Annotated in this window: 22 protein-coding genes and 5 pseudogenes; 16 read left to right on the forward strand and 11 right to left on the reverse strand. The window is 68.0% G+C overall.

Annotation, left to right across the window (positions count from 1 at the left end; all coding sequences use genetic code 11):
• Positions 1–63: 63 nt before the first annotated feature.
• From ABZ862_RS32245 to ABZ862_RS32255, 3 genes are all read left to right on the forward strand, one after another.
• Positions 64–1131: a glucose-1-phosphate thymidylyltransferase gene (locus ABZ862_RS32245; RefSeq protein WP_360965960.1), complete on the forward strand. Its 1068-nt coding sequence runs from the start codon at positions 64–66 to the stop codon at positions 1129–1131.
• Entirely contained in the window at positions 1128–1889 is a 762-nt protein-coding gene (locus ABZ862_RS32250; RefSeq protein WP_360965963.1) for a futalosine hydrolase, read from the forward strand. Before ABZ862_RS32245 ends, ABZ862_RS32250 begins: the two co-directional genes overlap by 4 nt.
• 68 nt (positions 1890–1957) lie before the next feature.
• The gene (locus tag ABZ862_RS32255) at positions 1958–2818 is read left to right on the forward strand and encodes a class I SAM-dependent methyltransferase (RefSeq protein ID WP_360965966.1); all 861 of its coding nucleotides are present in this window, start codon (positions 1958–1960) and stop codon (positions 2816–2818) included.
• 47 nt (positions 2819–2865) lie between these two features.
• Here ABZ862_RS32255 and ABZ862_RS32260 read toward each other — a convergent pair.
• Positions 2866–3183, reverse strand: a pseudogene (locus tag ABZ862_RS32260) (VOC family protein); the annotation flags it as partial.
• Between the two features lie 200 nt (positions 3184–3383).
• On the opposite strand from ABZ862_RS32260, the gene ABZ862_RS32265 reads away from it, so the two are divergent.
• On the forward strand, positions 3384–4253 hold the full coding sequence (locus ABZ862_RS32265) for a pentapeptide repeat-containing protein (protein WP_360965968.1): 870 nt from the start codon (positions 3384–3386) through the stop codon (positions 4251–4253).
• Positions 4254–4468: 215 nt separating this feature from the next.
• On the opposite strand, the gene ABZ862_RS32270 is transcribed toward ABZ862_RS32265, so the two are convergent.
• A complete protein-coding gene (locus ABZ862_RS32270) occupies positions 4469–5029 on the reverse strand; it encodes a transposase family protein (RefSeq protein ID WP_360965971.1) in 561 nt (186 codons plus the stop codon).
• Here ABZ862_RS32270 and ABZ862_RS32275 point away from each other — a divergent pair.
• The 4 genes and pseudogenes from ABZ862_RS32275 (at position 4938) to ABZ862_RS32290 (ending at position 10078) form a co-directional block, all read left to right on the forward strand.
• Complete coding sequence (locus tag ABZ862_RS32275; RefSeq protein ID WP_360965974.1) at positions 4938–5537, forward strand: DUF4158 domain-containing protein; 600 nt, start codon at positions 4938–4940, stop codon at positions 5535–5537. The genes ABZ862_RS32270 and ABZ862_RS32275 overlap by 92 nt on opposite strands.
• A gap of 44 nt (positions 5538–5581) precedes the next feature.
• A pseudogene (locus tag ABZ862_RS32280) lies at positions 5582–6805 on the forward strand (Tn3 family transposase).
• Between the two features lie 127 nt (positions 6806–6932).
• On the forward strand, positions 6933–9017 hold the full coding sequence (locus tag ABZ862_RS32285) for a prolyl oligopeptidase family serine peptidase (protein WP_360965977.1): 2085 nt from the start codon (positions 6933–6935) through the stop codon (positions 9015–9017).
• A 173-nt stretch (positions 9018–9190) separates the two neighbouring features.
• Positions 9191–10078, forward strand: a complete 888-nt coding sequence (locus ABZ862_RS32290; protein WP_360965980.1) for a recombinase family protein — start codon at positions 9191–9193, stop codon at positions 10076–10078.
• Between the two features lie 212 nt (positions 10079–10290).
• On the opposite strand, the gene ABZ862_RS32295 is transcribed toward ABZ862_RS32290, so the two are convergent.
• Positions 10291–10656 carry a bacterial transcriptional activator domain-containing protein gene (locus ABZ862_RS32295; protein WP_360965983.1) on the reverse strand — a complete coding sequence of 122 codons (366 nt, stop codon included), beginning with the start codon at positions 10654–10656 and terminating at the stop codon, positions 10291–10293.
• A 644-nt stretch (positions 10657–11300) separates the two neighbouring features.
• Here ABZ862_RS32295 and ABZ862_RS32300 point away from each other — a divergent pair.
• The 4 genes and pseudogenes from ABZ862_RS32300 to ABZ862_RS32315 all read left to right on the forward strand — a co-directional run.
• Positions 11301–13814, forward strand: coding sequence for a S8 family serine peptidase (locus ABZ862_RS32300; RefSeq protein WP_360965986.1), 2514 nt, complete (start codon positions 11301–11303; stop codon positions 13812–13814).
• A 272-nt stretch (positions 13815–14086) separates the two neighbouring features.
• The gene (locus tag ABZ862_RS32305; RefSeq protein ID WP_360965988.1) at positions 14087–14284 is read left to right on the forward strand and encodes a hypothetical protein; all 198 of its coding nucleotides are present in this window, start codon (positions 14087–14089) and stop codon (positions 14282–14284) included.
• A gap of 84 nt (positions 14285–14368) precedes the next feature.
• Complete coding sequence (locus ABZ862_RS32310) at positions 14369–14581, forward strand: hypothetical protein (RefSeq protein WP_360965991.1); 213 nt, start codon at positions 14369–14371, stop codon at positions 14579–14581.
• A 774-nt stretch (positions 14582–15355) separates the two neighbouring features.
• Positions 15356–15493: pseudogene (locus ABZ862_RS32315) on the forward strand (aminoglycoside phosphotransferase); the annotation flags it as partial.
• Between the two features lie 16 nt (positions 15494–15509).
• Here the strand turns inward: ABZ862_RS32315 and ABZ862_RS32320 are convergent.
• From ABZ862_RS32320 to ABZ862_RS32350, 7 genes and pseudogenes are all read right to left on the reverse strand, one after another.
• Positions 15510–15599 (reverse strand): annotated as a pseudogene (locus ABZ862_RS32320) (nitroreductase); the annotation flags it as partial.
• A 240-nt stretch (positions 15600–15839) separates the two neighbouring features.
• Positions 15840–16307, reverse strand: coding sequence for a hypothetical protein (locus ABZ862_RS32325; protein ID WP_360965994.1), 468 nt, complete (start codon positions 16305–16307; stop codon positions 15840–15842).
• On the reverse strand, positions 16304–16828 hold the full coding sequence (locus tag ABZ862_RS32330) for a transposase (RefSeq protein ID WP_360966093.1): 525 nt from the start codon (positions 16826–16828) through the stop codon (positions 16304–16306). Before ABZ862_RS32330 ends, ABZ862_RS32325 begins: the two co-directional genes overlap by 4 nt.
• Positions 16802–17014, reverse strand: a pseudogene (locus tag ABZ862_RS32335) (transposase family protein); the annotation flags it as partial. The gene ABZ862_RS32330 and the pseudogene ABZ862_RS32335, both read right to left, overlap by 27 nt.
• Before the next feature lie 242 nt (positions 17015–17256).
• Positions 17257–18222, reverse strand: a complete 966-nt coding sequence (locus ABZ862_RS32340; RefSeq protein WP_360965996.1) for a helix-turn-helix transcriptional regulator — start codon at positions 18220–18222, stop codon at positions 17257–17259.
• 29 nt (positions 18223–18251) lie between these two features.
• Complete coding sequence (locus ABZ862_RS32345) at positions 18252–18716, reverse strand: hypothetical protein (RefSeq protein ID WP_360965999.1); 465 nt, start codon at positions 18714–18716, stop codon at positions 18252–18254.
• A 1617-nt stretch (positions 18717–20333) separates the two neighbouring features.
• The gene (locus tag ABZ862_RS32350) at positions 20334–20921 is read right to left on the reverse strand and encodes a hypothetical protein (RefSeq protein WP_360966002.1); all 588 of its coding nucleotides are present in this window, start codon (positions 20919–20921) and stop codon (positions 20334–20336) included.
• Between the two features lie 1359 nt (positions 20922–22280).
• On the opposite strand from ABZ862_RS32350, the gene ABZ862_RS32355 reads away from it, so the two are divergent.
• Complete coding sequence (locus tag ABZ862_RS32355) at positions 22281–22631, forward strand: helix-turn-helix domain-containing protein (protein WP_360966005.1); 351 nt, start codon at positions 22281–22283, stop codon at positions 22629–22631.
• Positions 22631–22990: a replication initiation protein, RepL2 gene (locus ABZ862_RS32360; protein ID WP_360966008.1), complete on the forward strand. Its 360-nt coding sequence runs from the start codon at positions 22631–22633 to the stop codon at positions 22988–22990. Before ABZ862_RS32355 ends, ABZ862_RS32360 begins: the two co-directional genes overlap by 1 nt.
• Here the strand turns inward: ABZ862_RS32360 and ABZ862_RS32365 are convergent.
• Positions 22962–23405, reverse strand: coding sequence for an ATP-binding protein (locus ABZ862_RS32365; RefSeq protein ID WP_360966011.1), 444 nt, complete (start codon positions 23403–23405; stop codon positions 22962–22964). The two genes, ABZ862_RS32360 and ABZ862_RS32365, sit on opposite strands and share 29 nt — an antisense overlap.
• A 216-nt stretch (positions 23406–23621) precedes the next feature.
• On the opposite strand from ABZ862_RS32365, the gene ABZ862_RS32370 reads away from it, so the two are divergent.
• Both ABZ862_RS32370 and ABZ862_RS32375 read left to right on the forward strand, forming a co-directional pair.
• The gene (locus tag ABZ862_RS32370; RefSeq protein WP_360966014.1) at positions 23622–23936 is read left to right on the forward strand and encodes an antibiotic biosynthesis monooxygenase; all 315 of its coding nucleotides are present in this window, start codon (positions 23622–23624) and stop codon (positions 23934–23936) included.
• Positions 23923–25155 (forward strand): helix-turn-helix transcriptional regulator, encoded by a 1233-nt coding sequence (locus ABZ862_RS32375; protein ID WP_360966017.1) that lies wholly within the window; start codon positions 23923–23925, stop codon positions 25153–25155. The genes ABZ862_RS32370 and ABZ862_RS32375 overlap by 14 nt, the downstream gene beginning before the upstream one ends.
• Positions 25156–25181: the final 26 nt, after the last annotated feature.

Below are 25181 nucleotides of genomic sequence, written 5' to 3' on the forward strand. Positions count from 1 at the left end.
GACCGTACGCCCATCGTCCGGCCGGCCGCCCCACCCACCCGCCACCTGGATGGAACTGGAAAAGTGAAGGCTCTCGTGCTCGCAGGGGGATCCGGTACGCGACTGCGGCCGATCACCCACACGTCCAGCAAGCAACTGGTCCCGGTCGCCAACAAACCGATCCTCTTCTACGGCCTCGAAGCCATCGCCGAGGCGGGCATCACTGAGGTCGGCATCATCGTCGGCGACACCGCCGAGGAGATCAAGGCCGCCGTCGGCGACGGCTCCGGCTTCGGCCTCGCCGTCACCTACATCCCGCAGAGCGCACCCCTCGGACTCGCGCACGCCGTACTGATCGCCAAACCGTTCCTCGGCGACGACGACTTCGTCATGTACCTGGGCGACAACTTCGTCCTGGACGGCATCACCGACGTCGTCGACGAGTTCCGCAAGGACCGCTGCGACGCGCAGATCCTGCTCACCCGCGTCCCCGACCCCAGCGCCTTCGGCGTCGCCGTCGTCGACGAGAGCGGCAAGGTCCTCGACCTCCAGGAGAAACCCCGCCTGCCGCGCAGCGACCTCGCCGTCGCCGGCGTCTACCTCTTCACCCCGCTCATCCACGACGCCGTACGCGCCATCAAACCCTCCCCGCGCGGCGAGCTGGAGATCACCGACGCGCTGCGCTGGCTGGTCGAGCAGGAGTACGCCGTACGCTCCACCGTGATCACGGGGTACTGGAAGGACACCGGCAACGTCAACGACATGCTGGAGGTCAACCGCACCCTCCTGGAACGCCTGGAGACCAGGATCGACGGCGACGTCGACGAGGCGAGCGAGATCATCGGGCGCGTGCAGATCGCCGCGGGCACCCGGGTGCGCAACTCACGCATCGTCGGCCCCGCCGTCATCGGCGCGGGCAGCGTGATCACCGACTCCTACATCGGCCCGTCGACGTCCGTCGCCGAGAACTGCCGGATCACGGAGAGCGAGATCGAGTTCTCCATCGTGCTGCGCGACTCGTCCTTCGACCGCATCCGCCGCGTGGAGGCCAGCCTGATCGGCCGCAACGTCCAGGTCACCCTGTCCCCCCGCCTGCCCGCCACGCACCGCTTCGTCATCGGCGACCACGGCCGCGTCCAGATCCCGTCATGACCCCCGGCCCGCACCCCGTACGGCTGCTGGTGGTGACGGCGGTGACGGCGGAACGCGAGGCGGCGGCCAGGGGCCTGGACCCCGCGACCCCCGCCACCGAGATCCACCTGCCCGGCCACGTGGCACGCCGCACCGGAGCCTCCGGCGCGACCCCCGGCCCCCTCCGCGCCGACCTCCTGGCGGCCGGGGTGGGCCCGGCGGCGGCAGCGGCCGCCACGGCGACGGCCCTGACCGCGGCGGCCCTGCGTGACGAGCCGTACGACCTGGTCGTCGCCGCGGGCATCGGAGGCGGCTTCGTCCCCCACGCCCCCGTGGGCTCGGTGGTGGTGGCGGACCGCATCATCGCCGCGGACCTGGGCGCGGACTCGGCGGACGGCTTCCTCTCCGTCGAGACCCTGGGCTTCGGCCGGGCGACCCATGTCTGCCCGCCCCGCCTGTCCACCGCCGTGGCCCTCGCCCTGGGGGCGACCCGTGCCCCCGTCCTGACGGTCACCACCGCCACCGGCACCGCAGCCCGGGCCCGCACCCTGACGAAGGCCCACCCGGGGGCCGGCGCGGAGGCGATGGAGGGCTTCGGCGTGGCCCAGGCCGCCGCGGCCCACGCCGTCCCCGTCCTGGAGATCCGCACCATCTCCAACGAGGTCGGCCCGAGAGACCGCGCGGCCTGGCGTATGGGCGAGGCCCTGACAGCCCTCCAGGAGGCCTTCGCTTCCCTGCGCACGGTCCTGGAGAAGGGGGAGAATCCGCCGTACGGGTGACAGGTTCGCGTCCCGGGCCCGTGCCCCGGGACGGGGAACTGCTGCGGGCTGCGGCCTAGGCTGCAGGTATGACTGATGCGGTGGGGCGGGCCGGGCCGTCCGGGGTGTGGGCCACAGCCGTGGGTGTGGCCCGGGTGAGGGCGATGGAGACGGCACGCGAGCGGCCGCTGTTTCGGGACCCGCTGGCACGGGCCTTCGCCGCGGCCGGTGGCATCGGTCCTGAGGTGCCGTCGCCCCCGCCCGCGGACGAGGCGGCTCGGCGCCGCCGGCGCGGGGTGGCCTTCTCGATCGTCATCCGGACGAAATTCCTGGACGACCTGCTGGATGGGGCGGTGGCGTCCGGTGTCCGGCAGGTGGTGCTGCTCGGAGCCGGGATGGACAGCAGGGCCTTCCGGATCAACTGGCCTGCCGGGACGCGGCTGTTCGAGGTCGACACGGCCGAACCGCTGGGCTTCAAGGCCTCGGTGCTGCGCCAGGAGCGGGCCGTTGCGCGCTGTGAGCGGATCACCGTCCCGGTCGACCTGCGGGAGGACTGGCCCGGCGCCCTGGCCGTGGCCGGGCACGATCCGGTGCGGCCGACGGTGTGGATCGCCGAGGGCCTGCTGATCTATCTGCCCCAGGACGCGGTGCAGTTGCTCCTCGAACGGGTCGGCGCGCTGTCCGCCCCGGGCAGCAGGATGGGCCTGACCCTGGGCTCGCGCGGTGTGGTCGAACGCTTCCGCGAGGACGCCGCCGAGGGATCGGCGGCGTCGATGTGGGTCTCGGAGATGCCGGAGGACCCGGTCGGCTGGCTGGACGGCCTGGGCTGGGAGGCGGAGACCTACACCCTGCGCGAGCGCGCCGAGGCCTACGGCCGTCCGCTGCCCACCCCGTCGCAGCACGACGAGGGCCAGGGCGGACTGGTCTCGGCGGTACGCGCGGTGCACTGAGCGCGACCGGTTGCCGCCTCCGGAGGATGAGGCCGGAGGCGGCCAGGGAGCACGGCGAAGTCGGCGTCGTCCGGACAAAGCTCCCAGTCGACGTGCTGGGCCTCCGGAGACACCAACCGTTCGATTTCTGCTGCCTGGTCGGCTGCATCCCCGGCGTACAGGTCCAGATGGATTCGTGGATGCTCCTGAACCGGCTTCTCGCTGCAACCGAGTGTCAACTGCACCCCGGCCCCTTCCGCCGGCACCAGTACCACCCAGTCGTCTTCCGTCTCCTCGCGCGGGACGTATCCCAGGGCCTGCGTCCGGAACGCGGCCGTACGCGGCACGTCCGAGACCTCCGGCACAACGGAGCCAACCCTCAGCATGCGCCGATTCTGGCAGACCGCAACGAGCCGGAACCACCGACCACACGCTGAGCAACAAGGCGACCCGTGAGCCTCCGCCAACTTGAAGTCGCAGGTCAAAGGGCTGGTGTGACCAGCTCTCGGAGTACTCGTGCTGGTCGTCAGCGGGAGTCTGCGGAGTGGATCGTCTGACAGAGGCTTCGTGCGGTGGAATAGGCCGCATGGCCAATCGCCCTCTCGCGAGGATCGGATCGCGCTTCGTTCACCTGATACGTCGTCATCAGAGATCTGCCGGGGTGACAGCGGGGGCGGCTGTCATTGTCGTGGGCATCGTTGTGGTTCTGGGGCCACTGTCATGGTGGGTGGCTGGTGACACGGTCGGAGATCTTCACGGTAAGGACCGCGCAGACGCGCTGAACGCCGTGCGCCAGACCCTCCTGGCCGCATTCGCTGGAGCCTCTGTACTGCTCGGGCTGGCGTACACCGCTCGCACCTACCAGCTCTCCAGGCGTGGGCAGGTGACCGAACGGTTCAGCAGGGCTGTCGGACAACTGGCCTCCGACAAGCTCGCAGAACGGCTCGGCGGTGTCTATGGCCTGGAGCACGTCATGACGGAGTCCCCCCAGGAACACACCACCGTGGTGGGCGTCCTGTCAGCCTTCATCCGCGAGAATGCCAGGAGGACCGATTCTCCTTCGTTGCGGACCGGTTCGGACGAAGACAGGTTGCCGCGGGCAGTACCGGCGCGGGGGACAGAGCCGTCCGCCGACATCAGGGCGGCCGTAGAGGTTCTCGCCCGCCGCCCGCAACGGGACGAAGCGCGCCGGATCGACCTTCGATCTGCGCAGCTCGTCGGACTGTCGCTCCGCAGCTTCGACTTCCACGCTCCGCCCCGCCTTTCCCGGGCGCTGCTGACATGGGCGGACCTCTGCGGTGCCGATCTGCGGGGTGCCGACCTCAGTGGCGTCATCCTCACCGGGGCCGACCTGCGTCACGCACGGCTCGCGAGAGCATGCCTCGACCAGGCGCTCATGGCTGACGCCGATCTGCGAGGGGCCCTGCTCAGCGACGCTACGCACACTGGGTGCTGACCTCAGCGGAGCTGATCTCAGGGACACCACCGGCCTTACCGCGTGGCAGTTGGCGGGATCCGTGATCAATGAGGAGACCCGGCTGCCTCCCGGGCTCGCGCGCGATCCATGGGTTGCAGCTCGTCTCGCTGCGTGTCGTACGTGGCGAGCCCGGCCACAGCGAGATTCCTTCGTCCCGCCGCCGCCGACGGCGGCGCCTGCGGGATAAGCGATCTTCAGCGGGTGACTTCGAGGTTCGTCAAAATGAGCAGAGCGCGCAGGAGTAGAGCGCGCAGGAGCTGGGCGGCGCGGGCGGGGTCGGTGCGGAGCTTGGTGAGGATCCGCCAGTTCTCGAGATGGGCGAAGCTGTGTTCGACCGGTGCGCGTCCGACGGCGAGGACGCGGTTGGCGGTGCGTAGATGGGCCAGGACGTGGTCCTGGCGCGCGGCGGTGTTGTCGTGAGTGCGGCCGGGTCGGGCGGCGGACATCCAGATCAGACGTCCTCTCTCGTCGGTCAGGGCGAGAGAGTGCAGGCCGTGACGCTGGTGTTTGCCGGAGTAGTTGCGCCGGTCGGCCTTCCCGGCCCTGGAGTCCCAGCTCAGACACCTGCCGCAAAGTAGGTCGCGGGTAGCCGGCCGGGCCCCGTTTCCCCGTTCTCTGCGTCGTCGTCGGTCTGACCGAGTGATCGAGGCCGAAGGGGCGGGCGTGCGGCAAGAGTGGTCGCCGGAGGAGCTGTTGGCGAACTGGACGCTGGTAGACGGCGACTGGGCCTTGGTGGCGAACAAGAGCGGGACCACTCGGCTCGGCTTCAGTCTCTTGCTGAAGTTCTTCGAGCTGGAAGGCCGGTTCCCGGAAGTGCCGGAGGAGGTTCCGCCGGCCGCGGTGGAGTTCGTCGCCGGTCTGGTGAAGGTCCCGGCCACCGACTTCGCGAAGTACACGCTGATCGGCCGGACTGCCGAGTACCACCGCAAGCAGATCCGCGAGGCCCTGGGCTTTCGGCCCTCGACGGTCGCGGACGAGAAGGCGCCGGCCGAGTGGCTGGCCGTGGAGGTCTGTCCGGTCGAAGCCGCTGCTGAACCCGAGGGCGTTCATCGCGGACTTGAAGAAGCGCATGGCTGCGGGCCTGGACCAGGTGTCCGGCGCGCTCGCGGACGGCTCGGCGGGCGGGGCGAAGGTCACCACACAAGGGCGAGCCGTGGATCACGGTGCCGAAGCTGGAGCCGCTGGCCGAGCCCACCGGCCTGGCGGCCCTCAAGGAGGAGGTCGCACGGCGTCGGGGCGTCCTGGACCTCCTGGACGTGCTGAAGAACGCCGACTTCCTCACCGGCTTCACCGAGGAGTTCTCCTCGGTGGCCGCCCACGAGCGCATCGAGCGGGACCTCCTCCAGCGCCGCCTCCTGCCGGCCCTCTTCGCACTCGGTACGAACATGGGCATCCGCGCGATCGTGGCCACCGGCGAACACGGTGAGAGCGAGGCCGCGCTGCGGCACGTACGACGGCACTTCATCACCGTCGACAACCTCCGAGCCGCCGTCACCAGACGGGTGAACGCCGCCTTCGCCGCCCGTGACACCGCGTGGTGGGGCACCGGTACTGCCTGTGCCTCCGACTCGAAGAAGTTCGGATCCTGTTATCCGGGGCGGCCGGAGGCCGTCCGCTACGGCGGCAACGGCGTGATGATCTAGTGGCACGTCGAGCGGAAGAACGTCTGCATCTACTCCCAGCTCAAGAGCTGCTTGTTGTCCGAGGTCGCGGCGATGATCGAGGGCCTGCTGCGGCACTGCACGGACGTCGAGATCGAGTCGAATTACGTCGACACCCACGGTGCGAGCGTGGTCGGGTTCGCCTTCACCGAACTGCTGAACTTCCGCCTGCTGCCGCGGCTGAAGAACATCGGCAGCATCCGCCTGTACCGCCCGGACGACACCCCGCCCGGCTGGCCGGTGCTCGGTGCTTCGCTGACGCGGCCGATCCGCTGGGAGCTGATCGAGCAGCAGTACGACCAGATGGTGAAGTACGCCACCGCGCTCCGCCTCGGCACGGCGGAGGCCGAACGGGTGCTGCGGCGCTTCACCCGAGGCGGCCCCAAGCACCCCACCCACCAGGCTCTCGAAGAACTCGGCCGCGTGGTGCGCACCATCTTCGCGTGTGACTACTTGGCCGGCCCCGGCTTGCGCCGCGAGATCCACGGCGGGCTACAGGTCGTGGAGAACTGGAACAGCGCGAACACCGTGCTGCACCACGGCAAGGACGGCGCTCTGACCGGCCCGGACAAGGAGCACGCCGAGACCTCGATGCTCACCCTGCACCTACACCTGCACCTGCTCCGGTCCGCGCTCGTGCACGTCAACACCCTGCTGGTTCAGCAGGTCCTGGCCGAACCGGCGTGGGCGAAGAAACCGAGCGACGAGGACGGGCGCGGCCTGACCGCGCTGTTCTGGTCCGACGCCAACCCGTACGGCACCTCCCGCCTCGACATGAACAAGCGCCTCGACCTGGGGCCAGCCGTGACAGTGCCCGGCCCCCGTGCCACGGTTGACGCTGCCGAACGGTCCCCTCTTGACAGGCGATGACCGTCTGAAGGGTGCAGAACAAGCGAAGGTTGCTCATGCGCGGCGCCCGGAGCGTTTGCTTCACTTGTAGATCGTTTTTGTCCGGCTACCCCCCGGGACCGCGCTGGTCCGAAAAGAGAGGTACCTGATGGTCAGGCCGACGCTGCCTGTGGAGGTCCCCCCGACTCGCCGTGTCCCCGAGGGCGGATACACGCTGCATGGCCGGCGCTACGAGGACCCGTATGTCTGGCTGGAACGGCTCGACGACGGCGAGACGGCCGACTGGATCGCTGCCCAGGACGCGGTCACCCGCGCGGTGCTCGACAGCGTCCCGGGCCGCGACGGTCTGCGCGCTGCCGTCGCCCGTTCCACTCGCTACGCGCGGCTGTCCCCGCCGATCCCTGCGGGCCGGAACGGGCGCACTTTCCATTGGCAGGCCGGTGCCGACGACGAGAAGTCCGCCCTGACGATGCGCCGTTCGACCGGTGCCCCAGCAGAAACCGTGATCGACCCGGGCGCTTGGCCGGCCGGCGACGTCCTGGTGTTCGCCGAGCCGTCCCCCGACGGCACCCTAGTGGCATTCGGCCGGGCCAGCGGCGGCACCCATGGCGCAGTGATCCATGTCCTCGACGTCGAGACCGGCCGGCTGCTACCCGAGCGACTGCGGGGCACCGACCACGGCTCGGTCGCCTGGCGACCCGATTCGTCCAGCTTCTTCTACACCGCCTATCCCGAGCCCGGCGAAGTCCCCCCCGACGAGCAGGCGTACTGGCACGCCGTCTACGAGCACCGGATCGGCTCGGACACCCCGGCCCGCAAGGTCTTCGGGGACGATCGCGACAAGGACCACTGGTGCGCCGTGGACGCCAGCGAGTGCGGCCGGTACGCGGTCATCACCGTGTGGGACTTCGTGCACGCCAACGACGTCACTTTGCTGCGTCTCACCGACGACGAGCTGATTCCGGCGGCCACCGGAATGCGGTCGGTCAACCAGGTGCAGGTGATCGACGACTCGGTGCTCGTACGGACCGACCTCGACGCGCCGCGCGGACGCCTGTGCACTGCTCCCCTCACCGAACCGACCGCGTGGCGCACGCTTATCCGAGAAGGCCCGGACATCATGCAGACCGTCACCGGGATCGGAGGCCGCCTCTACGCCGTCTACTCGCACGCCGCCTCGCACCGGGTGGCCGTCCACGCCGCGGACGGCACTCATCTGCGGGACCTGGCACTCCCGTCCCTCGGCTCGGTCAACCGGAACGAGGGGGTGGGCGTCGTCAGCGGGGTCACCGGCTCCTGGCACGGCGACGACGTATGGGTGGCCTTCACCTCGTTCGTGCAGCCGCCGTCGGTCTACAAGTACGACTACGCACAGGATCGACTGGAGCCCTACCACGTACCCGATGCCGGCCTCGACCCGGCCGCGTACACCACGCAACAGATCTGGTACGAGTCGGCCGACGGCACCCCCGTGTCGATGTTCCTCATCCACCGCACCGACCTGCCGCGCGACGGACGGCGACCGGTCCGGCTCAGCGGCTACGGCGGCTTCAACATCCCCGTGGAACCGCGCTTCTCAGCCGTCAGCGCCGCCTGGCTCCAGCTCGGCGGCGTGCTGGCCCACGCCAACATACGCGGCGGCGGCGAATACGGCCGCACCTGGCACGAGGCAGCCGTCGGCATGCGCCGGCAGAACGCCTTCGACGACTACATCGCCGCGGCCCGCCATCTGGTCGCCACCGGATGGACGACCCCGGAACGGATCGCCTCGCGCGGCAACAGCAACGGCGGCCTGCTGGTCGCCGTCACCGCACTGCAAGCACCCGAAGCATTCGGCGCCGTCTACTGCCGCGCACCCCTGCTCGACATGCTGCGCTTTCCGACTTTCCCCAACCTCAGCGGCACCACCGTTGAATACGGCTCGCCGGACGACCCCGACGAGTGCGCCTACCTTGCCGCCTACTCGCCCTACCACAACGTACGGCCCGACCGCCGCTACCCGGTGATCGCGATCGCAACGGCACTCAACGACCGCACCGTACCTCCATATGACCCGCTCAAGATGATCGCGGCCCTTCAAACCGACGCCGCGAAGGGCGGCCCCTACCTCCTGGTGCCGCTGCGTGACTCCGGCCACGGCGGAGGAACCACCCTGTCGGCCCTCATCGAGCAGGACGTCGACGAGCTGAGCTTCCTCCACTGGGCGCTCGGCATCCCAGCGCGGCCGAGATGATCGGTGCTTGATCAGGCCGAGACGGACCCCCGCGCTCGAAGAGCCGGGGGTCCGTCCGCCGCCCCACTGTTTCATGGGCGGTCGCTCATGAAACACCCGGCCGCCCAGCGGTCCACCTGCGGCGATCATGTTTCATGAGTTGTTGCAAGCGACTGGACGTCTGAAACGTCCTCATGAAACAGCCCGGGGTCGTGAGCGACGACTTCAAGCGCGTGGAATCGCACGACTGCCCGATGCCCACCTGCGCCGCCCCCGCGGGGTCCCCATGCCGGACCGGCAAGGGCAAGGTGGCCGTCCAGTACCACACCGCCCGCTTCCGCCTCGTGCCCCGACTCGCCAAGACGCTCAGCGTGCCGACCCCCGGCGTGCGCAAGCCGGGCTCGGCATGGACCGAACTGCCCCGGCCCGTGTGCGCCGACGCCGATCCGGTCGGACACGTCCGCCTCGGCTACGCCCGCGCCTCGACCGCCCGGCAGTCCCTCGACGTACAACTCGACTCCCTCAGCGAAGCCGGGGTCACCCGGATCTTCTCGGAGAAGATCTCCACCCGCGCCGCCAAGCGTCCCGAACTGGAGGCCGCCGTGAAGCTCGCCGGAGAGATCCGCTCCTCCGGCGTTGCCGTCACCCTCGTCGTGCACGAGCACAAGCGCCTTGGCCGCGGCATCGAACTCGCCATGCTCACCGAGGAGCTGAAGGCGAGCGGCGTCGGCCCGGAGTTCCTCACCGGAGAGCTGAAGGGCTCGCACGACCCTTCCGGAATCGTGTTCACCGTGCTCGCGGCCATGTCCGGCACGGAACGCGAGCACATCCGCGACCGCACCCTCGAAGGCCACGAGTCCGCCCGCAAGCGCGGCAAGACCGTCGGCGGCGCGGGCGTCACCGACGAAGACATGCTGTCCACGGCCCTCCACCTGCGTGACCAGGAGATGAGCCTGCGCGACATCGCCAAGCGGCTCGTCATCACGGCCGGCACGAAGAAGGGCCAGCACCCCTCACCCGCCACCGTCATGCGGATGCTGCGCGAGCACGACGAAAAGGTCGCCACGGCGGCGAGCTCATGATCACCCGCTACTCTGCGGCTGGTGTCTGAGCTAGGACTCCGAGGCCCAGTTGGGCGGGCCGACGGTGTCTTCCCGGACCGCGCGGACGGCCGCGTAATCGGTGGACCGGACGACCTCGCCCGCACCGTCCGGGCCGCGGAACAGGACCGGTCGGGTGACCGAGGCGAGCACTCGGGTGAAGTGTTCGGCGGGAAGTTCGAGGACTGCCCGAGCTACGCGGTGTACTTCCCCCCGCTGGTCAGGTCGTGGACGAGGTCGGTCATCCGCGGGGACGGCGACACCCTCAACTCTCTTTGCAGCAGTCTCCGGTAGTCCAGGTAGTGCTTGACGGCACAGGCGATGTTGCCCTCCGCCGCGTGGACCTCGATGGCGATGCGGTGCGCGGTTTCCCGGAAGGGGTCGACGGCGGTGGCGGTGAGTGCCGCCTGGTGCGCAGCCAGGAACCGGCCGACGGCCAGGAAGTGTTGGGCCAGGCTCTCCAACGCGTACAGACGCATTTGGTCCCAGCGTTCACGTTCGAGTATCAGCCACTCGTCGTCCCAGCCCAGGAGCAGTGGTTGACCGAGTTCCTCGACCAACCGGACGGGGTCGGCGGGTACCGCATCCGCTCCCTCTTCGCCTTCCGTCAGCCGACGGGCCGACCCCCAGACCTCCCGGTGATCGACGGAGATGCACGAAGACAGCGCGAGGTGCTGCCCATCGCTGTCGACGACGGCCTTCGGGCCGATCTTCCGGGAGTGGCACAGGGCCGACCTGAGGTTGGCCGCCGCCCGAAGGGGGGCGCACTCCGGCCACAACTGTTCTGCGGCAGCCCTTCTTGGAATCCCGTCGCCACGCACCGCCAGAAGGGCCAGTAGGCGCTGAGCCCCTGAGGGGAGGGCTGCCCTTCTCCCGCCCCGGATTAATTCAAAAGGACCCAAGATTTCGATTCGTACTCCGTTCATCACAGCTAACACTGTGCTCGACGTATTTTTCCGCTGCAACCCTTGTACCCCTGTTGGACCTGGCCTGCCGTCCCTCTGGTGGCACTCAGGAAAGCGCATGGTCAATCATGAAAAAATGATTCGGTGACACGTCCGAGACGCCTCGAAAACGTTCAGTGAATGCGTTTGGGACGTTTTTTTGATTTCAATTAGACATTCTGTTGAATACTGCCGGAACGCGCCCAGGGAAACATGTCCCATATCCGGAAAGGCCATGAGGCCGCGGAACGGAGGCTGGGATGGACGCTCGCTCGGTACTGCGCGGACTGCCTGAGGAAGCCGGACTGCTCGGCGATCCGGCGGTCCGTGTCGCCGTGCTCGACGGCCCGGTCGACTTCACGCATCCGTGTTTCAAGGGAGCGGATCTCACCCGGTTGGCCACCCTCGTACCAGAGTCTGCCGGTACCGGGCCGATGTCATTGCACGGCACGCATGTCGCCAGCCTGCTCCTCGGTCAACCCGGTTCTCCGGTGCGTGGTCTCGTACCGCGTTGCCACGGTCTTGTCCTTCCGGTGTTCCGGGAGTCCCCGGACGGACGTGTGCAGCGTGTGCCGCAGCTCGACCTCGCCAGGGCCGTCGAACAGGCCGTGGAGGCGGGGGCCCACGTCATCAACATCAGCGGCGGGGAGCGCAGCCCGGACGGCAGGGCGGAGGCCATGCTGGAGCGGGCGCTGCGGCTGTGCGCGGACAACGGGGTACTTGTGGTGGCTGCGGTCGGCAATGACGGCTGCGACTGTCTGCAGGCTCCGGCCGCCACACCGTCAGTGCTCGCAGTCGGAGCGACCGACGCCGATGGTGTGCCGCTGGACATCAACAACTGGGGGGCCGCCTACCGCACGAACGGAGTCCTGGCCCCCGGCCGGGGCATCGAGGGCGCTGCTCCCGGCGGTCGGCTCTCGTCCCTGACCGGCAGCAGCTTCGCCACCCCGGTGGTCGCCGGGGTCGCAGCGCTACTCGTGGCCCAGCAGATCGCCGAGGGCCGTGATCCCGACCCGCTCGCCGCCGGCCGCGCCATCCTCGCGTCCGCGAGCCGCTTGCCGTGCGGCCCGGACGACGCGTCGGAGTGCCGCCGGTTGCTCGGCGGCCGTCTTGACGCCGCGCGGGCCTTCGGCCTGATCAGGGAGGGGAGCCCGGTCGTCTCCCAGGAGGGGAAGGGCGACGCCGTGCACGTCCCGGGCGGCCTCTTGCCCGCCCGGACGACTCACTCCGCACCGAAAGGAAGAGTCATGGTCATGGACACGAACGCCGTACACGCGCACGCCGGGGAACCGGCGGAGGGCTTGCCCGCTGCCGCGCCGCCCCAGGCACCGACGCTCCCGCCGATGCCTCAGACGCCTCCGGGAGTTGGCCAGGCCGCGGCTCCGTCGCAGGCCGCAGCACAGAGCCCCGCGCCGTCGGCCCCGCCGTCCTGGCCCGGGGGCGTACCGCAGGCATACCAGCAGTTCGCACCGCAGGGCTTCCAGCAGGCCGGTCCCCAGGCCGGGGCCCACCCCGCCGTGGAGCCGACGGCACAGCCCGTGACCCAGCCCGTGACCCAACCGGCACCGCAGCCGGTAGCACCGCAGGTGCCGCCACCTCCGACCGCTCCGGTCCCCTCCGCCTCGGCGGCGCACGGAGTACGCCCCTCCTGTCCTGACTGCGGCGGTACCTGTGGCGGACGTCCAGGTGAAGGCGCGGCCGCAAGCGCGGGCGGCACCATGAGCGGCGTTGGCCCCCAGTACATCTACGCGGTTGGCACAATCGGGTTCGACTATCAGACCGAGGCACGCCGGGACAGCTTCCGTCAGCAGATGCCGGTCGACTTCCGGCCGGCCACCGATGGACATCCGGAACAAGAGGTCCAGCCGAACATCTACGACCCCCGGCAGTTGCACGCGTATCTGGCAAAAAACCCCTGGGCGTCGGACAAGCTCACGTGGACGCTGAACATGGACGCCACACCGCTCTACGCCCTCGAGGCGGAGATGCCGGTGGGCATGGACTGGACCCGGCCGGTCATCACCGACCGCAAGGCACCGCCCGACACGGTGAGGCGTAACGCCGAGGAGACAGCGAAGAGCCCAGGCCCGCTGGCGGACCTGCTCGACAGCCTCTCGTACCCGCCGGTCTCCACTGTCTACCGGACCTTGCGGGATGCCATCGTCGGCCAGATCCAGAACCGGGACAGCGATGCCTACATTTCACGGGTCTCCGTCCCCGGTGTCCTGACCGGCCGTACGGTGCGCCTTTTCTCCGGTCAGATCGTCCCGGTGGTCGAGGTGAAAAGCCGCGGCCTCTACACCTGGAACGAGCACGTCTTCGTCCAGGCGGTGCTGAGCGGTGTGAGCGCCGACTTCAAGCAGCGCAAGGTCCTGTTCGACCCGGGACAGGAAACGGAACTGAGGAAGACGATCTTCGCTCTGCTGGACAAGATCTACTGGCAGTTCCGCAACCTCGGACAGAGTTCCGCAGACCGCGCGCTCAACTTCGCCGGTACCAACGCCTTCTCGATCGCCGATGGGATGGCCCAAGGCATGCTCGCCGCCAAACAGGTGCCGGGCAGCGACGAAAAGCACCTCTACTCCCTGGACACCATCCGGGTGTCCAAGAGCGCGTTCTGCCGTCCGGGTTCCGACTGCCAGGACGTCATCCTCACCTTCTTCGACCCGGAGAACGACCGCAGGGCGAAGCTGTCCCAGCTGTACACCTTCGACGTCAGCGACGAACTCCCGGTGAGCCTGGCGCCGTACCACACCTTCATCGGTGACTTCTGACCGCCTCATATCCGGCACCAGGGAGGCGCCATGTACGAAACAGCATCCCGCCCACAGCTCACCGTTCCCCTCCAGAGCCCGCCGGTTCACCGTGATCCGCGGGAAGCGGTGGCCGACACGGCCGCAGACCCAGGCGTGACGGCGGCCAAGTCGATCTGTGGGGACCTGACCGGTCCTGCCCGCCAGATGTGCTGGGCCATGCAGGACGGCTAGCACCGGAAGCGTCCGGCGGCGAACGGCCGCCGGCCATCGAGAGATGAGAGGAGAGAAGGATGAACAACACGACATTCACCCGCGAAGACAGGTCCGCGCGGTCCGTGGCACCGCAGACGCCGTTCCAGACGCCTGCGATCGACCGGACCCCCGCCATGCCCCGTGGCTCCGACGGAGGCGACCGGGCCGGCGTCGAGGCCGACGGTTGGGAGGACGTCCTCAGCACCATCGGCTCGGTGGCGAAGTTCTTCCTCTGAGGCTTCTCACCCCGAAGTCCTCACACACCCGGTGGCGGGGAATCCTGCCCCGCCACCGGTGAACCAGAACGAAAGGAGACCGAGATGACGGAGATGTTCACGGGACACGAGGCCGCGCCGACACCGGTGACGGCACTCCAGATGCCCTACCAGACGCACGCCGTCGACCGGAACACCACCACCTCCCCTGGCCGCGGCACCGACGCCGACGGCGTCGAGGCGGACTTCAGCTGGTCGGACATCCCATGGCAGTCCCTGGGCCGAGTGGCGAAGGGCGCGCTGGACGCACTGCTCTAGCGCCTGCTGCACGGGCAGGTCCGCGGTTGAGAGGAAAAGCCATGAACGGCGAACTCACATCGCGACGACGCGGCCCTGGGCCGGTTACCGCACCGCGGACGCCGTACCGGACGCACGCTGTCAACCGAACCTCCGTCACCTGCCCAGGACGCGGGAACGGCGCTGACGGCGTCAAGGCCGACTTCGGCTTCCTGCCCTTGATCAGCCCGGCCACCAAGGCGATCAACGAGCCGGCGGGCTGAGACCGTGCGCCGACGGCGGGGTTGCGGCCCCGCCGCCGGTGGTGGCGCTGAAAGGAGACCACGATGAACGACGTGCCCCAGCGCAAGAAACCGCCCCCTCGACGGGGTGGGGCTTCCCGGGCCGCCACCTGTGGCGAGCCTGGCACGCGGCTTGATCTTCCCATCCAGGGAGGAGCCATCGAGCGCCGCAGCTGGGATCTCTACAAGCCCTTTCTGCAGGTGGTACGCACATACCGCTCCGTTGACAATCTCGGCGGGAGAGGAGAAGTGCTGGAGGAAGCACCGCCAGGTTCTGGCTTCGGGTCCGATGTCTCGGATCCCGGCCGGTCGGCCGGCCGGGACGCACGCGGCTGGAGCTGCCCGCCGAACAGAACCTGCTCGTGGGCCGGCATCGTCTAGCGGCGTCGGTTTCTGAGCACGGGCGCGGGGCCGGCACAATCTGCCGGCCCCGCGCCACCGCTTCGTACTCACGGTGCAAGAAGGTGGGAGAGAGAAGAACAGCACTCTCTCCGGTGTGATCGACTTCGGCGACTTCCATACGACCTACCGGCCGAGCCCGGACACCGCGGCCCTGCGTCGCGTCCGCGGCCGGGCTGTGCTGCGCGCTCTCGTCTGCCTCCGCATCCGACGCGCCGGCGTTCACGGCCGCCCCGGAGGCAAGCCCGCCTGAACCGGTGATCAAGCGGTCACAGTCCGATGAAGCTCACTGTCTCTGTCAGGTCAGCCCGAGCGGTGCGTAGTTCCTGCACGCCTTCCTCCTCGAATCCCACCGCGACACGGCCCCGTTCTCCCGAAGCTGCCACGAAGTGACGGGCAGCTCTTTGTAATCAGAGTGACACTCGGTCAGGGAGAGCGAGACGGGGTCCGGGAACTTGGGGTGCCGGTAAGAACACAGCGTCAGGCGCCGTGGCGGGCGACGTCGACGCGGCCTCCGCCACCTTTATGCGACTCATCGGGTCTACGACGCCGGGTCGGCCAGGGACGAGCAATAGTCAAGAGTTGTGGGTGAGCTGATTTCAGCTCTCGCTGCGGTGGTTGAGGCTGATCCTGGCAGTGTTGCTGATCCGCTTGGTGCGGCTGGCCTCGGTGAGGATCTCGATGGCCTCGGTGTTCGTCCCGGTGGCGGTCTTGAGCTGGAGCCAGTTGGATGACGCGAGCAGTTCCTCCGGCTGCCAGGGCAGCTTGAGCGTGATGGCGCGGAAGAGTGACCACTCCCGCAGGCGCTGAGCCAGGAAGGGGTGGTCGATCGTGGCCTGGGTCATCGCCCGCGCCCACCCTTCGTAGGCGGGACCGGGGTAGAGGCTGGCGGCTCGACGGTCCAGGTGCCGCAGCACGGCGGACTGGGCCATCGTCTGGTCCGGGTCGGTGAGCATGTGGCTGACCAGGTCGGGCTCGTTCGCGTCGGCAACGTGCCCCAGCTTGTCGAGGTAGGCCGCGAAGCGGACGTGCTCGTCCGGGTTCCGCAGGATGTCGTGGACGTTCATGCGGCCTGTTCCTCACGTTCGACCAGGATGCCGTTCTCGAATCGTGCGCCGGCGCGGACCAGGGACACCAGGTGGGCTCCGGTGACCGCGCGCCATCGCGCCTGAGCGGACTCGACCAGCTTGAACACCATCGCGAGGGCGGCCGCCGGGCTGCCCGCGCCGCGGGTGACCTTGGTGCGGAGTTTGACCGTGGAGAAGGTCGACTCGATGGGGTCGGTGGTCCGCAAGTGAATCCAGTGCTCGGCGGGGAAATCGTAGAAGGCGAGCAGTTCGTCACGGTCCTGGGTGATCTTCGCGACGGCCTTGGGGCATTTTACGCCGTAGGTCTTCGCGAACGCCTCGATCGCCTGCTCGGCGTGAGTGCGGTCCTTGGCGTTGCAGATCTCCTGCATCACCTTCGTCGCGCCGGGCTGCGCGGACTTGGGCAGACAGTCCGCGACGTTGCGGGCTTTGTGCTCGCGGAAGGTCTGCCGGCAACCGCGTGTGGGACACACCAGACGCCGCACCCGCACACGGACCACCACCCGGCGGTCGTCCACCGGCACGTCGGCGACCGTGCGCCAGTGGTAGCCGTGCACCCGCCCCGTCGACACCCCGCACACCGGACAGATCGCGGCCTCCGGCGGAGTCCGCGCCCGCACCACAATCCGCTCACCCTCGTCGACCACATCCTCGACGACCAGCGGGAACAAACCCGAAAACACCATCTGCACAAGCTCGTTGACGTCCTTCACGCGAAGGCCAACGATCCTTATGACTCTCCATCACCACCGAATGTGAGACAGGGCTGCTCACCGTACAGACCCGAAGAATGCGACCGCCGCGCGAGACGCTCGTCAACGATGCACGGCAGGCCGTCGGCGAGCACCGCCAGGAGCGCGGGGGGGCAGACAGACGAACAGCGGGGCCGCGCCCTTCGGCACGGCCCCGCTGTCGTGATCTCCAGCCTCTAGCCCTTCGTCCACACCTCGACGACGAACACGATGAGACTGAGCAGCACTGGCAGAGCGGGGGAGAACAGGGTCGGTCGGGCGACCTTGTAGGAGAGGACCTTGTCGGAGCGCTTACGGCGAGCCCTGCCGAGGTGTTCCACCGGTACTCCGCGCTGAGCAGCACGAGCCGACGCGAGTTCGAGACGGGCCCGGTGGTAGAGCCAGTACCTGATCTCTTCGGGCTGCACTCTGCATGTGGTGAGCAGGGCGTGCAGTAGATCGACCGGAGGGAGATCAACTCCGTTGAGGAGCCTCTGGAGCGTGGTCGCGGAGATGTCCACGCCCTTGCTTCGGAGAGCGGCGGAGCAGGCCCGGAAGCTGAGCCCGCTCCTTTCCCTCGTATCCCGCAGGACCTCAAGAAGGTCGGCGGGGATGGTGCACAAGGACAAGACGTTCGCGACGGGGTGACCGTGAAGCTGCGAGGGGGCCTGCTCGAAGGCGTCCAGAACCAGCTTGTGCATGGTCGCCACGGCAACATTCCCCGGGGGTTCCGGGTTCTTGCTCTCGCTCTCGGTGAGGTCGGAGTCCCGGGAGAGCTTGCCGCCCCCCACTCCCACGACCTGGGCCATGGCGGCTCGGGCCTTGAAAGCGGAGACGTTCGCGAGCGAGGGGGCGGGGGAGGCCGGCCGCCGTGAGCTCCCCGGCGGCCGGTTGTCGTTCTTGGGGGTATTCTTGCGGCCCTTGCCGCCCCTCTCCTTCACGGCCTGGTCGCGCATGTCGTACCAGTGCTTGGGGTCAATGCCGAGAGCTTCCGCGTACGCCTTGATGATCCCGGTGGTCGGGATGGACTTCCCGGAGGTCGCCTGGGACAGGGCGCTGACGGAGTAATGGGTCGTGTCCGCGATGTTCTTCAGGGTCAGACCCACCTCCTTCCGCGTGGTGACCATGTCGTTGGCCAGCTCGATCAGGATGGAGGTCCCCACGATCTCCCGGATCGGGCGCCCGGGGGCCCTCATGAGCTTGTTCCCACCGCTGCTGCCGGGCCGTCGAACCCCGCGGACGAGCTTGGGCCCGTCGGCGTACGCCCGGCCGACCGGGCCACCCTCTCCACGACGAGCTCGGCGAGGTGCAGCGCAATGTTTGTGGTCATCAGCCCGACCGCGATGGCCTCAGCCTTGTCCTCGAACATGAGGTAGAAGGGGACGCCCGCGGCGATGCCGACAGCGAGCTCCAAGGAGAGGGCCGAGGCCCACTTGGAGAGCGCGAAGGCGTGGACGACGAGGTCCACCAGGTGCAGCGCGATGTCCGTGGTCAGCACGCCGACCGCGATCGCTGCGGGGGTCTCCTTGAAGGCGGAGAAGAACCCCACCCCCGCGTACACGCCGAGTACGAGTCCCAGCGGGACAAGGACCAGGCGGATCTTTTCGTGCCCCGCAGGGAGGCAGAGACTGCCTGTCCGGGGTCGGGCTTGTTCCATGCAAGATCTCCTCGATCACATAAAGGGAGCACGCGCGCTACGACGGTGGCCTCCCCGCCCCGTACAGGAAGCGGGGAGGCACCGCGCAGGCAAGCCTGCTTTTGGCCGGACTAAAGGGAGCGGACTGGTCCACTCGGTCCTCCACAGACCGAAACGCGCGCAGAGAAGTTCGCTCCCTTGCCCAAACCCATCATCGCACCCATGAGCGACTCAGAACACGGATGCCAGGGGTAAGCGGAATAACTGCGAAATTAGGGCGCCCTATCCATGAGTGTTCTTGATGAACACCCGTGACGCACGCCGAAGCGAAGGGGCGCAAGGGGGCGCGCGAAAGGGCGCACAACTCCAGGGGGTCGGGCGGCGACTAGTCATTATGCCCGATCTGGGCGATCTGCCGATCCCTCGTTCGCACTAAGAGAAACCTGTGAAAAATGCAGGGATGCTTCTTCTCTCCAGGTCGAATCCGCAGGTCAAAGAGCACGGAATTTTTCAGTTTTTCTAATTCTGAGCCATCTAGCGAGTACCATGGACGCAGACCATGAAGTCCTCTTTCATGGTTACGAGCCCGTCACCGGGCTCACTCCGAGACCACATCACTTGGCTGGACTGTGCCCTCGGATGAGTGTTCGAGACCCTCACAGCGCTCCACACGCTGCGGGGGTCTCGGCCGTTACCGGCGGTACTCCTGTTCGATGAAGGTACGCCTGTGCGCGTAGTCGGGGGCCGACAGTAAGCGTGTGCACGAGTCGCCTGCGACCCGTTGACCGCCGGTGCGAGAAGTCCACGAACACCCTGCGACGTAAGCACCGACGGTTCGTACGGTCCGCGCGCATGACTTGACTGACACAAAGAGCACGACTCAGCCCGCCCGCCACAAGCCGCGCCGCTCCGGCCGCCCAACCCAGTCTCGGGGCTCAGCCGCCGGTCGGACGCGGCGAGCGTCCGCACCAACGGACATGGCGCAGAGCATGTCGTCCCGGACGGAACGCGGACGTGAGTAGTCGCGGTACAGGAAGTGCCGCTGAGACTGATCTTCATGCCGTGCGGCTTGTCGGTCTTCGTTGATGAGGGGGTAGACCTCAAGCCCACCGTGGGCGAACTGGACGTCAACTGCGCGTGACGGACATCAGCAACCCGACAACGGTCACTATGAGCGCCATCGCGCCCAGAGCGCCAGCAAGCGGCGTACATCAGGACGGCCTGTGCAGCAGCAGGGCCATCACGCCAATGCCGACGAGCAGGGTGATGACGGTCAGCAGCAGGGCGAGGAGAAGAACGGGCAGCGGCACGTCTGGCCTGCCTTCCACGCAGCGGCCTTGGCGGCGCGCTCGACGTGCTGGGTGCCGAGGCGCTTGAGCTTGCGGCGGACTCTGTCCCCATCGCCGCAGCATCCCGGCCAGCGAATTGAGGCGGGGCCAGAGCGACGACGACGGCTGCCGCATCCCGGGCTCCTTCCGGTCGTCATGACCGGACCAACCTCGCTGAGCATGGCGCTCGATGAGCTCAAAAGATCCAAAACTCTGACGAGCGGGCCCCAGATCCGCTACAGAGAGCTACTTGTCACTTCGTGGCAGCTTCGGGAGAACAGGGCCTTGTTCCCAGGAGGGGTGCTATGCGTCAGTGCCGGCCTTGCTGGCCTACCGGGTCAAGTTCGGCACGTATCTGGGTACGCAGCCGTAGCCGCGCGTCCCTGAGCGCAGCTGTTTCCGGGAGCCGTTCTACGACCTCGTCAAAGTCGCGGTCGGGCATGCCCAACCCGGAGGCTTCGGCGGATGCGTCGATGAGACCCTGGTCGCGCTTCTGGGTGTCCAGCCACAGATCGCGAACGCTTACCGAAGCAAAGGCATCCACGCGGGCTGCCAGCATCTCGCGCAGCTCGATCAATTCCGGATCGCTACGAGGTTCCACGTCCGCAGGAACGCCCCCTCCGGGGAGCATCGTCGCGTCGTCATGGCGCAGGATGTCGACGTACAGGTCTGCCCGGCGGCCCCACATGCGGTCGGCGTGGGCGAGCTTGCTCTGAACGCGCGATTGCCATGCGATGCCGCCCAGTCCGGCCACTGACGCGATCACGCCGCCAACCAGTGCGGCCCAGATTTCGCTGCTCATAGCGCTGGAGTATGGCAGCGCGTCGTCAGGCTGCATCGCGTACCCCTGCTCTGCGCCGATCCGGCTGAACAAGACCCGGGCGGGCAGATAGCGCATAACGTCACTATCCCCTCTTATCTGATCTTTCCGTCGGACGGCGTTGCGACCTGCCGAGATGCAGTGTTGAGTGAGAGGTCGAAGTCCCGTCTTCTCGCTCGACGTTGTCGGCGAGGCGCGTTTCCGCCGCCGTCGGTCGGCGGGCAGCGGTGCGCTGACCAGGACCGTCTCACCTGACCTTGTCCCTGACAGGTGAACCGGACAGGGGTAGACGAGACAGAGGCAAGGCCTCGCGAGACGGAACAGCTGTGTCGGCCTCCGACTTTCGCACGCCACCGGATGGGGGCGTAGCCGTAGGTGTCTGCATCAAGCATCACTATGTCCTGGTCCTCGACGTCCAGGCCGCGGAAGCCTGCCGGGAACGGCATGGCCATGTGCTCGGCCGTCATCCGCGAGAGCGCGTCGAGCTTTTCTTCGAGCATGCACAAGATCCTGCCGGATCACACCCGGTGAACCAATGCGGTCACGGCACTGGCGCAGCCTGCGGCGGCTGCTGGAGGAAGAGGCGCTCGGCCTGTTTGTCCGACTCGTGGAGCCCAGGGCGTTGCGGTACCGGCGGGTGGACGGGGGCTTTCAGCCCGCCTCGGAGGCGACCGACGAGTTCCGTCGCCGGTGCGTGCAGCGGTCGAGATCCGTCCCGCGCGGGACGGATGACGCAAGGTATCGCCTGATCGGCTTTTGGTCCCGTACCTGCCAAGTCGGCCGAACTAGATACCTCCCCGTACGCGACCTCAGCCACGGCCAGCACGCCACGGCGGTGGGTGAGCCGACCGGTCAGGCGCGCGTGTGCACCTCAGCCATGTCATAGCCCAGCCCCGTTGCCGTTGTTGCCCTGACGTCGGCTACAAATGGCCCGCACGTGTTCGGCTAGAGGGTGTGGCACGCCCGAGGACCGGCGCGGGACGCGTCGGCCCGCAGGGCCTCCCGTACGAAGGTGCACGTGTTGCCCTTCCTTCAGGTGTATGAAGAGCGCGTAGCCCCCGCACGCTTTTGACCTGCAAAAATGCGGAATGTCATCCGATCCCCGGATCGGGTTACCCGATCCGGGGATCGGGTTGATCCGACTCTGGAGTCGGATCGCTTGGCGATGTGCTCAAGGTTTCGCAAGGCTCACTGATCCGACTCTGCAGTCGGGTTGCTTGTCATTTTGGTAATGTTCTCTTTGGTAAGAACCGTGTTGCTCAGGCCGGGCGGCTCACCGACAGCACGCGACTCTGGGGGACCTGGCGTATGGCAGAGCAGGCGCGGAAGATTCTTGCGCTCGTCGACCGGGACACGGGTGAGATCCAAGAAGTACCCCGTGCCGCCTACGCGTTCGATGGCGCTCACATCAATGTGGGCATCCGTAGGGGTCGTGAGTTGGCCTCTGCCGCATCGGGTCTCACCGACCGGGAGTTCCGAGTCCTCGTCTGGTACTGGTTCGCCACCGAGACGAGCGAGGAAGCCATCATGCGGACCGGTGCCGACATCGCGGCGGAACTCGGTATGAGTGCGGACGCGCTGTCGAGGGTGGTGAAGGTGCTCAAGAAGGCCCGCCTGCTGGTGGAAGCGGGCGGACTCGGGCGGACGACGTTCTACCGATGCACCCCGTACCTGGCGTTTATCGGTACCGGCTTCGCGCACCGGGCAGCGGTGAAGGACTGGAATCCGCCGGAGGGCAGGGTGCGGGAGCCCCGTGACCGGCGGCGCCAGAAGAAGGACGAGAACTGATGAAGATTCACGAAGCAGCGGACGTTCAGTACCTGCTCAGAAAGACGGGACGTGTTTTGACCCCGAGTCAGCGGATCGTCGTGATGTTGTATGCGTCCTGCGAGCAGCGGCCGGACGGAACGGTGATGATCAAGGCGTCCGAGTTGGCCGTCATCGCGGGTATGACAGCCCCGGTCTTCTCGCGGACCCGGAAAGAACTGGTCACGGCCGGCTGGATGGAAGAAACCGGTGGTGTCGGCAGCGTGAAGCTCTACCGGCTCACCCCGGAGATATTCGAGGACAGGGGCCAGGCCGGTCGGCACCTGCGAGCCGTCGGCAGCGGCCCGAGCTTCACGGGCGGGGAACCGACGCGGACCTGACCGCAGTGGCCCAGAGGTCTGTCCGGACGCAGAGTTCCGCGGTGACGGTGTGTCCGGAGCCGTCGCTTTGAACGGTGATCACCTCCGCGAGGGCGGCGACCATGCCGAGTCCGCGACCGTGCGTGGCGTCGAAGGGCGGGTGGCCGACCTCGGGGGCGGTACCGGTGTGTCCGGAATCGGTCACCGCGATCGAGACGCCCGTCCCGCAGACGGTGGCGGTGACGGTGACGGTGACGTGGAACGTTCCGGCGTCATCGCCGCTGGCCGTGTGCAGGAGGGCGTTGGTGCAGAGTTCGGTGGCGATCAACATGGCGTCGTCGCAGTGCGGGTGGTCGTCCAGGGTGGCTCGGATCCAGTCGCGCACGGTGCGGAGTTCGCGGGGATCTCCGGGAAAGGTGCGCCGGTGAGTGAACATGACGTCCTCCATGGCGATGAGCGTTCCTCCCGCGCCGGTTGCGTCGGCTGTGCAGGCCGACTGACGCGAGCACCAAAGAGCCGTACAATTAGTACTAGTGCCGTGGGGAATGTACGCGTATGGAGAGTGTGGGTTCGTATTTTTCGTGCGAGTCGTCGGCTCGTGGCGCTCGCGTACGGCTCGGTGCCGACCTGGACGCCATGGAGAGAGGCCCGCATGTTCGGACTGTTTGTGCGCTTCACCTGCAAGGACGAAGCGGCGGCGGCCGCGTTCGATGAACTCGTGGCGCGGACCGGTGAGCAGATTTGTGCGAACGAACCCGGGACGGTGATCTACACCGTGCACCGAGTTGACGGTTGCCCTCTGCAACGGGTGTTCTATGAGCTCTACCAGGACGAGGACGCCTTCGAGGAGCACGAGTCGAAGGACTATGTGCAGGCATTCCTGTCCGAGCGGGAGCAGTACCTGTCCGCCACGGAGGTCGACCGTCTCGACCTCGTGTCCGGCAAGGGTGCGGATGTTGAGCGCTGACTACCGGAAGGCGCTCGGCCGGAAGATCGCGTTCAACCGCAAGCGCCGAGGCCTGTCGCAGAAGGAGTTCGCCGGCCTGCTGGGGCGCTCGGAAGCGTGGGTGTCGCAGGTGGAGCGGGGTGCGCGCCGCATCGACCGGATGACCGTGCTCGAGAAGGTCGCCGAGGCGCTGGACATGCCGGTCGCGGAGCTTGCGGCAGAGGCGCCCCTTCTTGTGTCCGCGGCCGAGGAGGAACGGCCGGGGGCCGGCCGGTTGCGACTGGTGCTGAGCACCGCGCACTCACTGAAGGCCGTTCTCGACCGGCAGGAAGCGGCTCCCGACGTACTGGCGCTCCGAGAGGATGTCGAGCGGGCGTGGTCGCTCACGCACCAAGGCAGATACGCCGATCTGGGGGAGCTGCTCGAAGATCTTGTTCCCCGGCTGGAGTCGGCCACCAGGTCGGCTCCCGAGGCGGAGCGTCCGGAACTGTTCCGGATGCTGGCGGTCACGTATCACGCCTGCAGCGGCGCCCTCGCGAATCTGGGGGAGCCGGACGTGGCCTGGGTCGCCGTCGACCGTGCCGTAACCGCTGCCGAACGCGCGGATGATCCGTTGCTGATGGCTGCCGGTGAGTTCAGGCTGTCGCTGCTGTTCCTCGGGGCACGCCATTTCGATCAGACGGCCCAGGTGTCCGGCAGCGCGGCTGACGCGCTGCGGTCCCTGGCGGAGGCCGGGCGGGTGGAGGCCACGGCTCTACGGGGCGCCTTGACGCTCCAACGGGCACTCGCCGCAGCCCGGTTGAACCAGGCTGAGGATGCCTACGGTCACCTCCGGGAGGCTCGCGAGATGGCTGAGCAGGTCGGGTGCGGGCGCAACGACTACAACACCGAATTCGGGCCGGCCAACGTGGGGTTGCACGAGGTGGCTGTGGCCGTCGACCTCGGGGACGCCGGAGTCGCCCTGCGGGCCGCGCAGGCCCTCGACGTATCGGAGCTGTCGGCGGAACGGCAGACGCGTTTCCACGTGGACGTGGCCAGAGCCCACGCCCAGCGCCGCCACGTCGATGACGCGGTGAGGGCATTGCTGAAGGCACGTGAGACGTCGCCCGAGATGGTGCAGGGCCTGCCCGTGGTGAAGCGGCTGGCGGCCGATCTCCTGACCATGAGCCAACCGCCGTCCGAAGAACTCCGCTCTTTCACCGAGGAGTTGGGTGTGAGCGAGGTGCGCTCCAGCGGCTGAACGGCTGATCGGGGCCGTGGACCTGG

The sequence above is a fragment of the Streptomyces sp. NPDC047000 genome (assembly GCF_040644295.1).
Classification (GTDB): Bacteria; Actinomycetota; Actinomycetes; order Streptomycetales; family Streptomycetaceae; genus Streptomyces.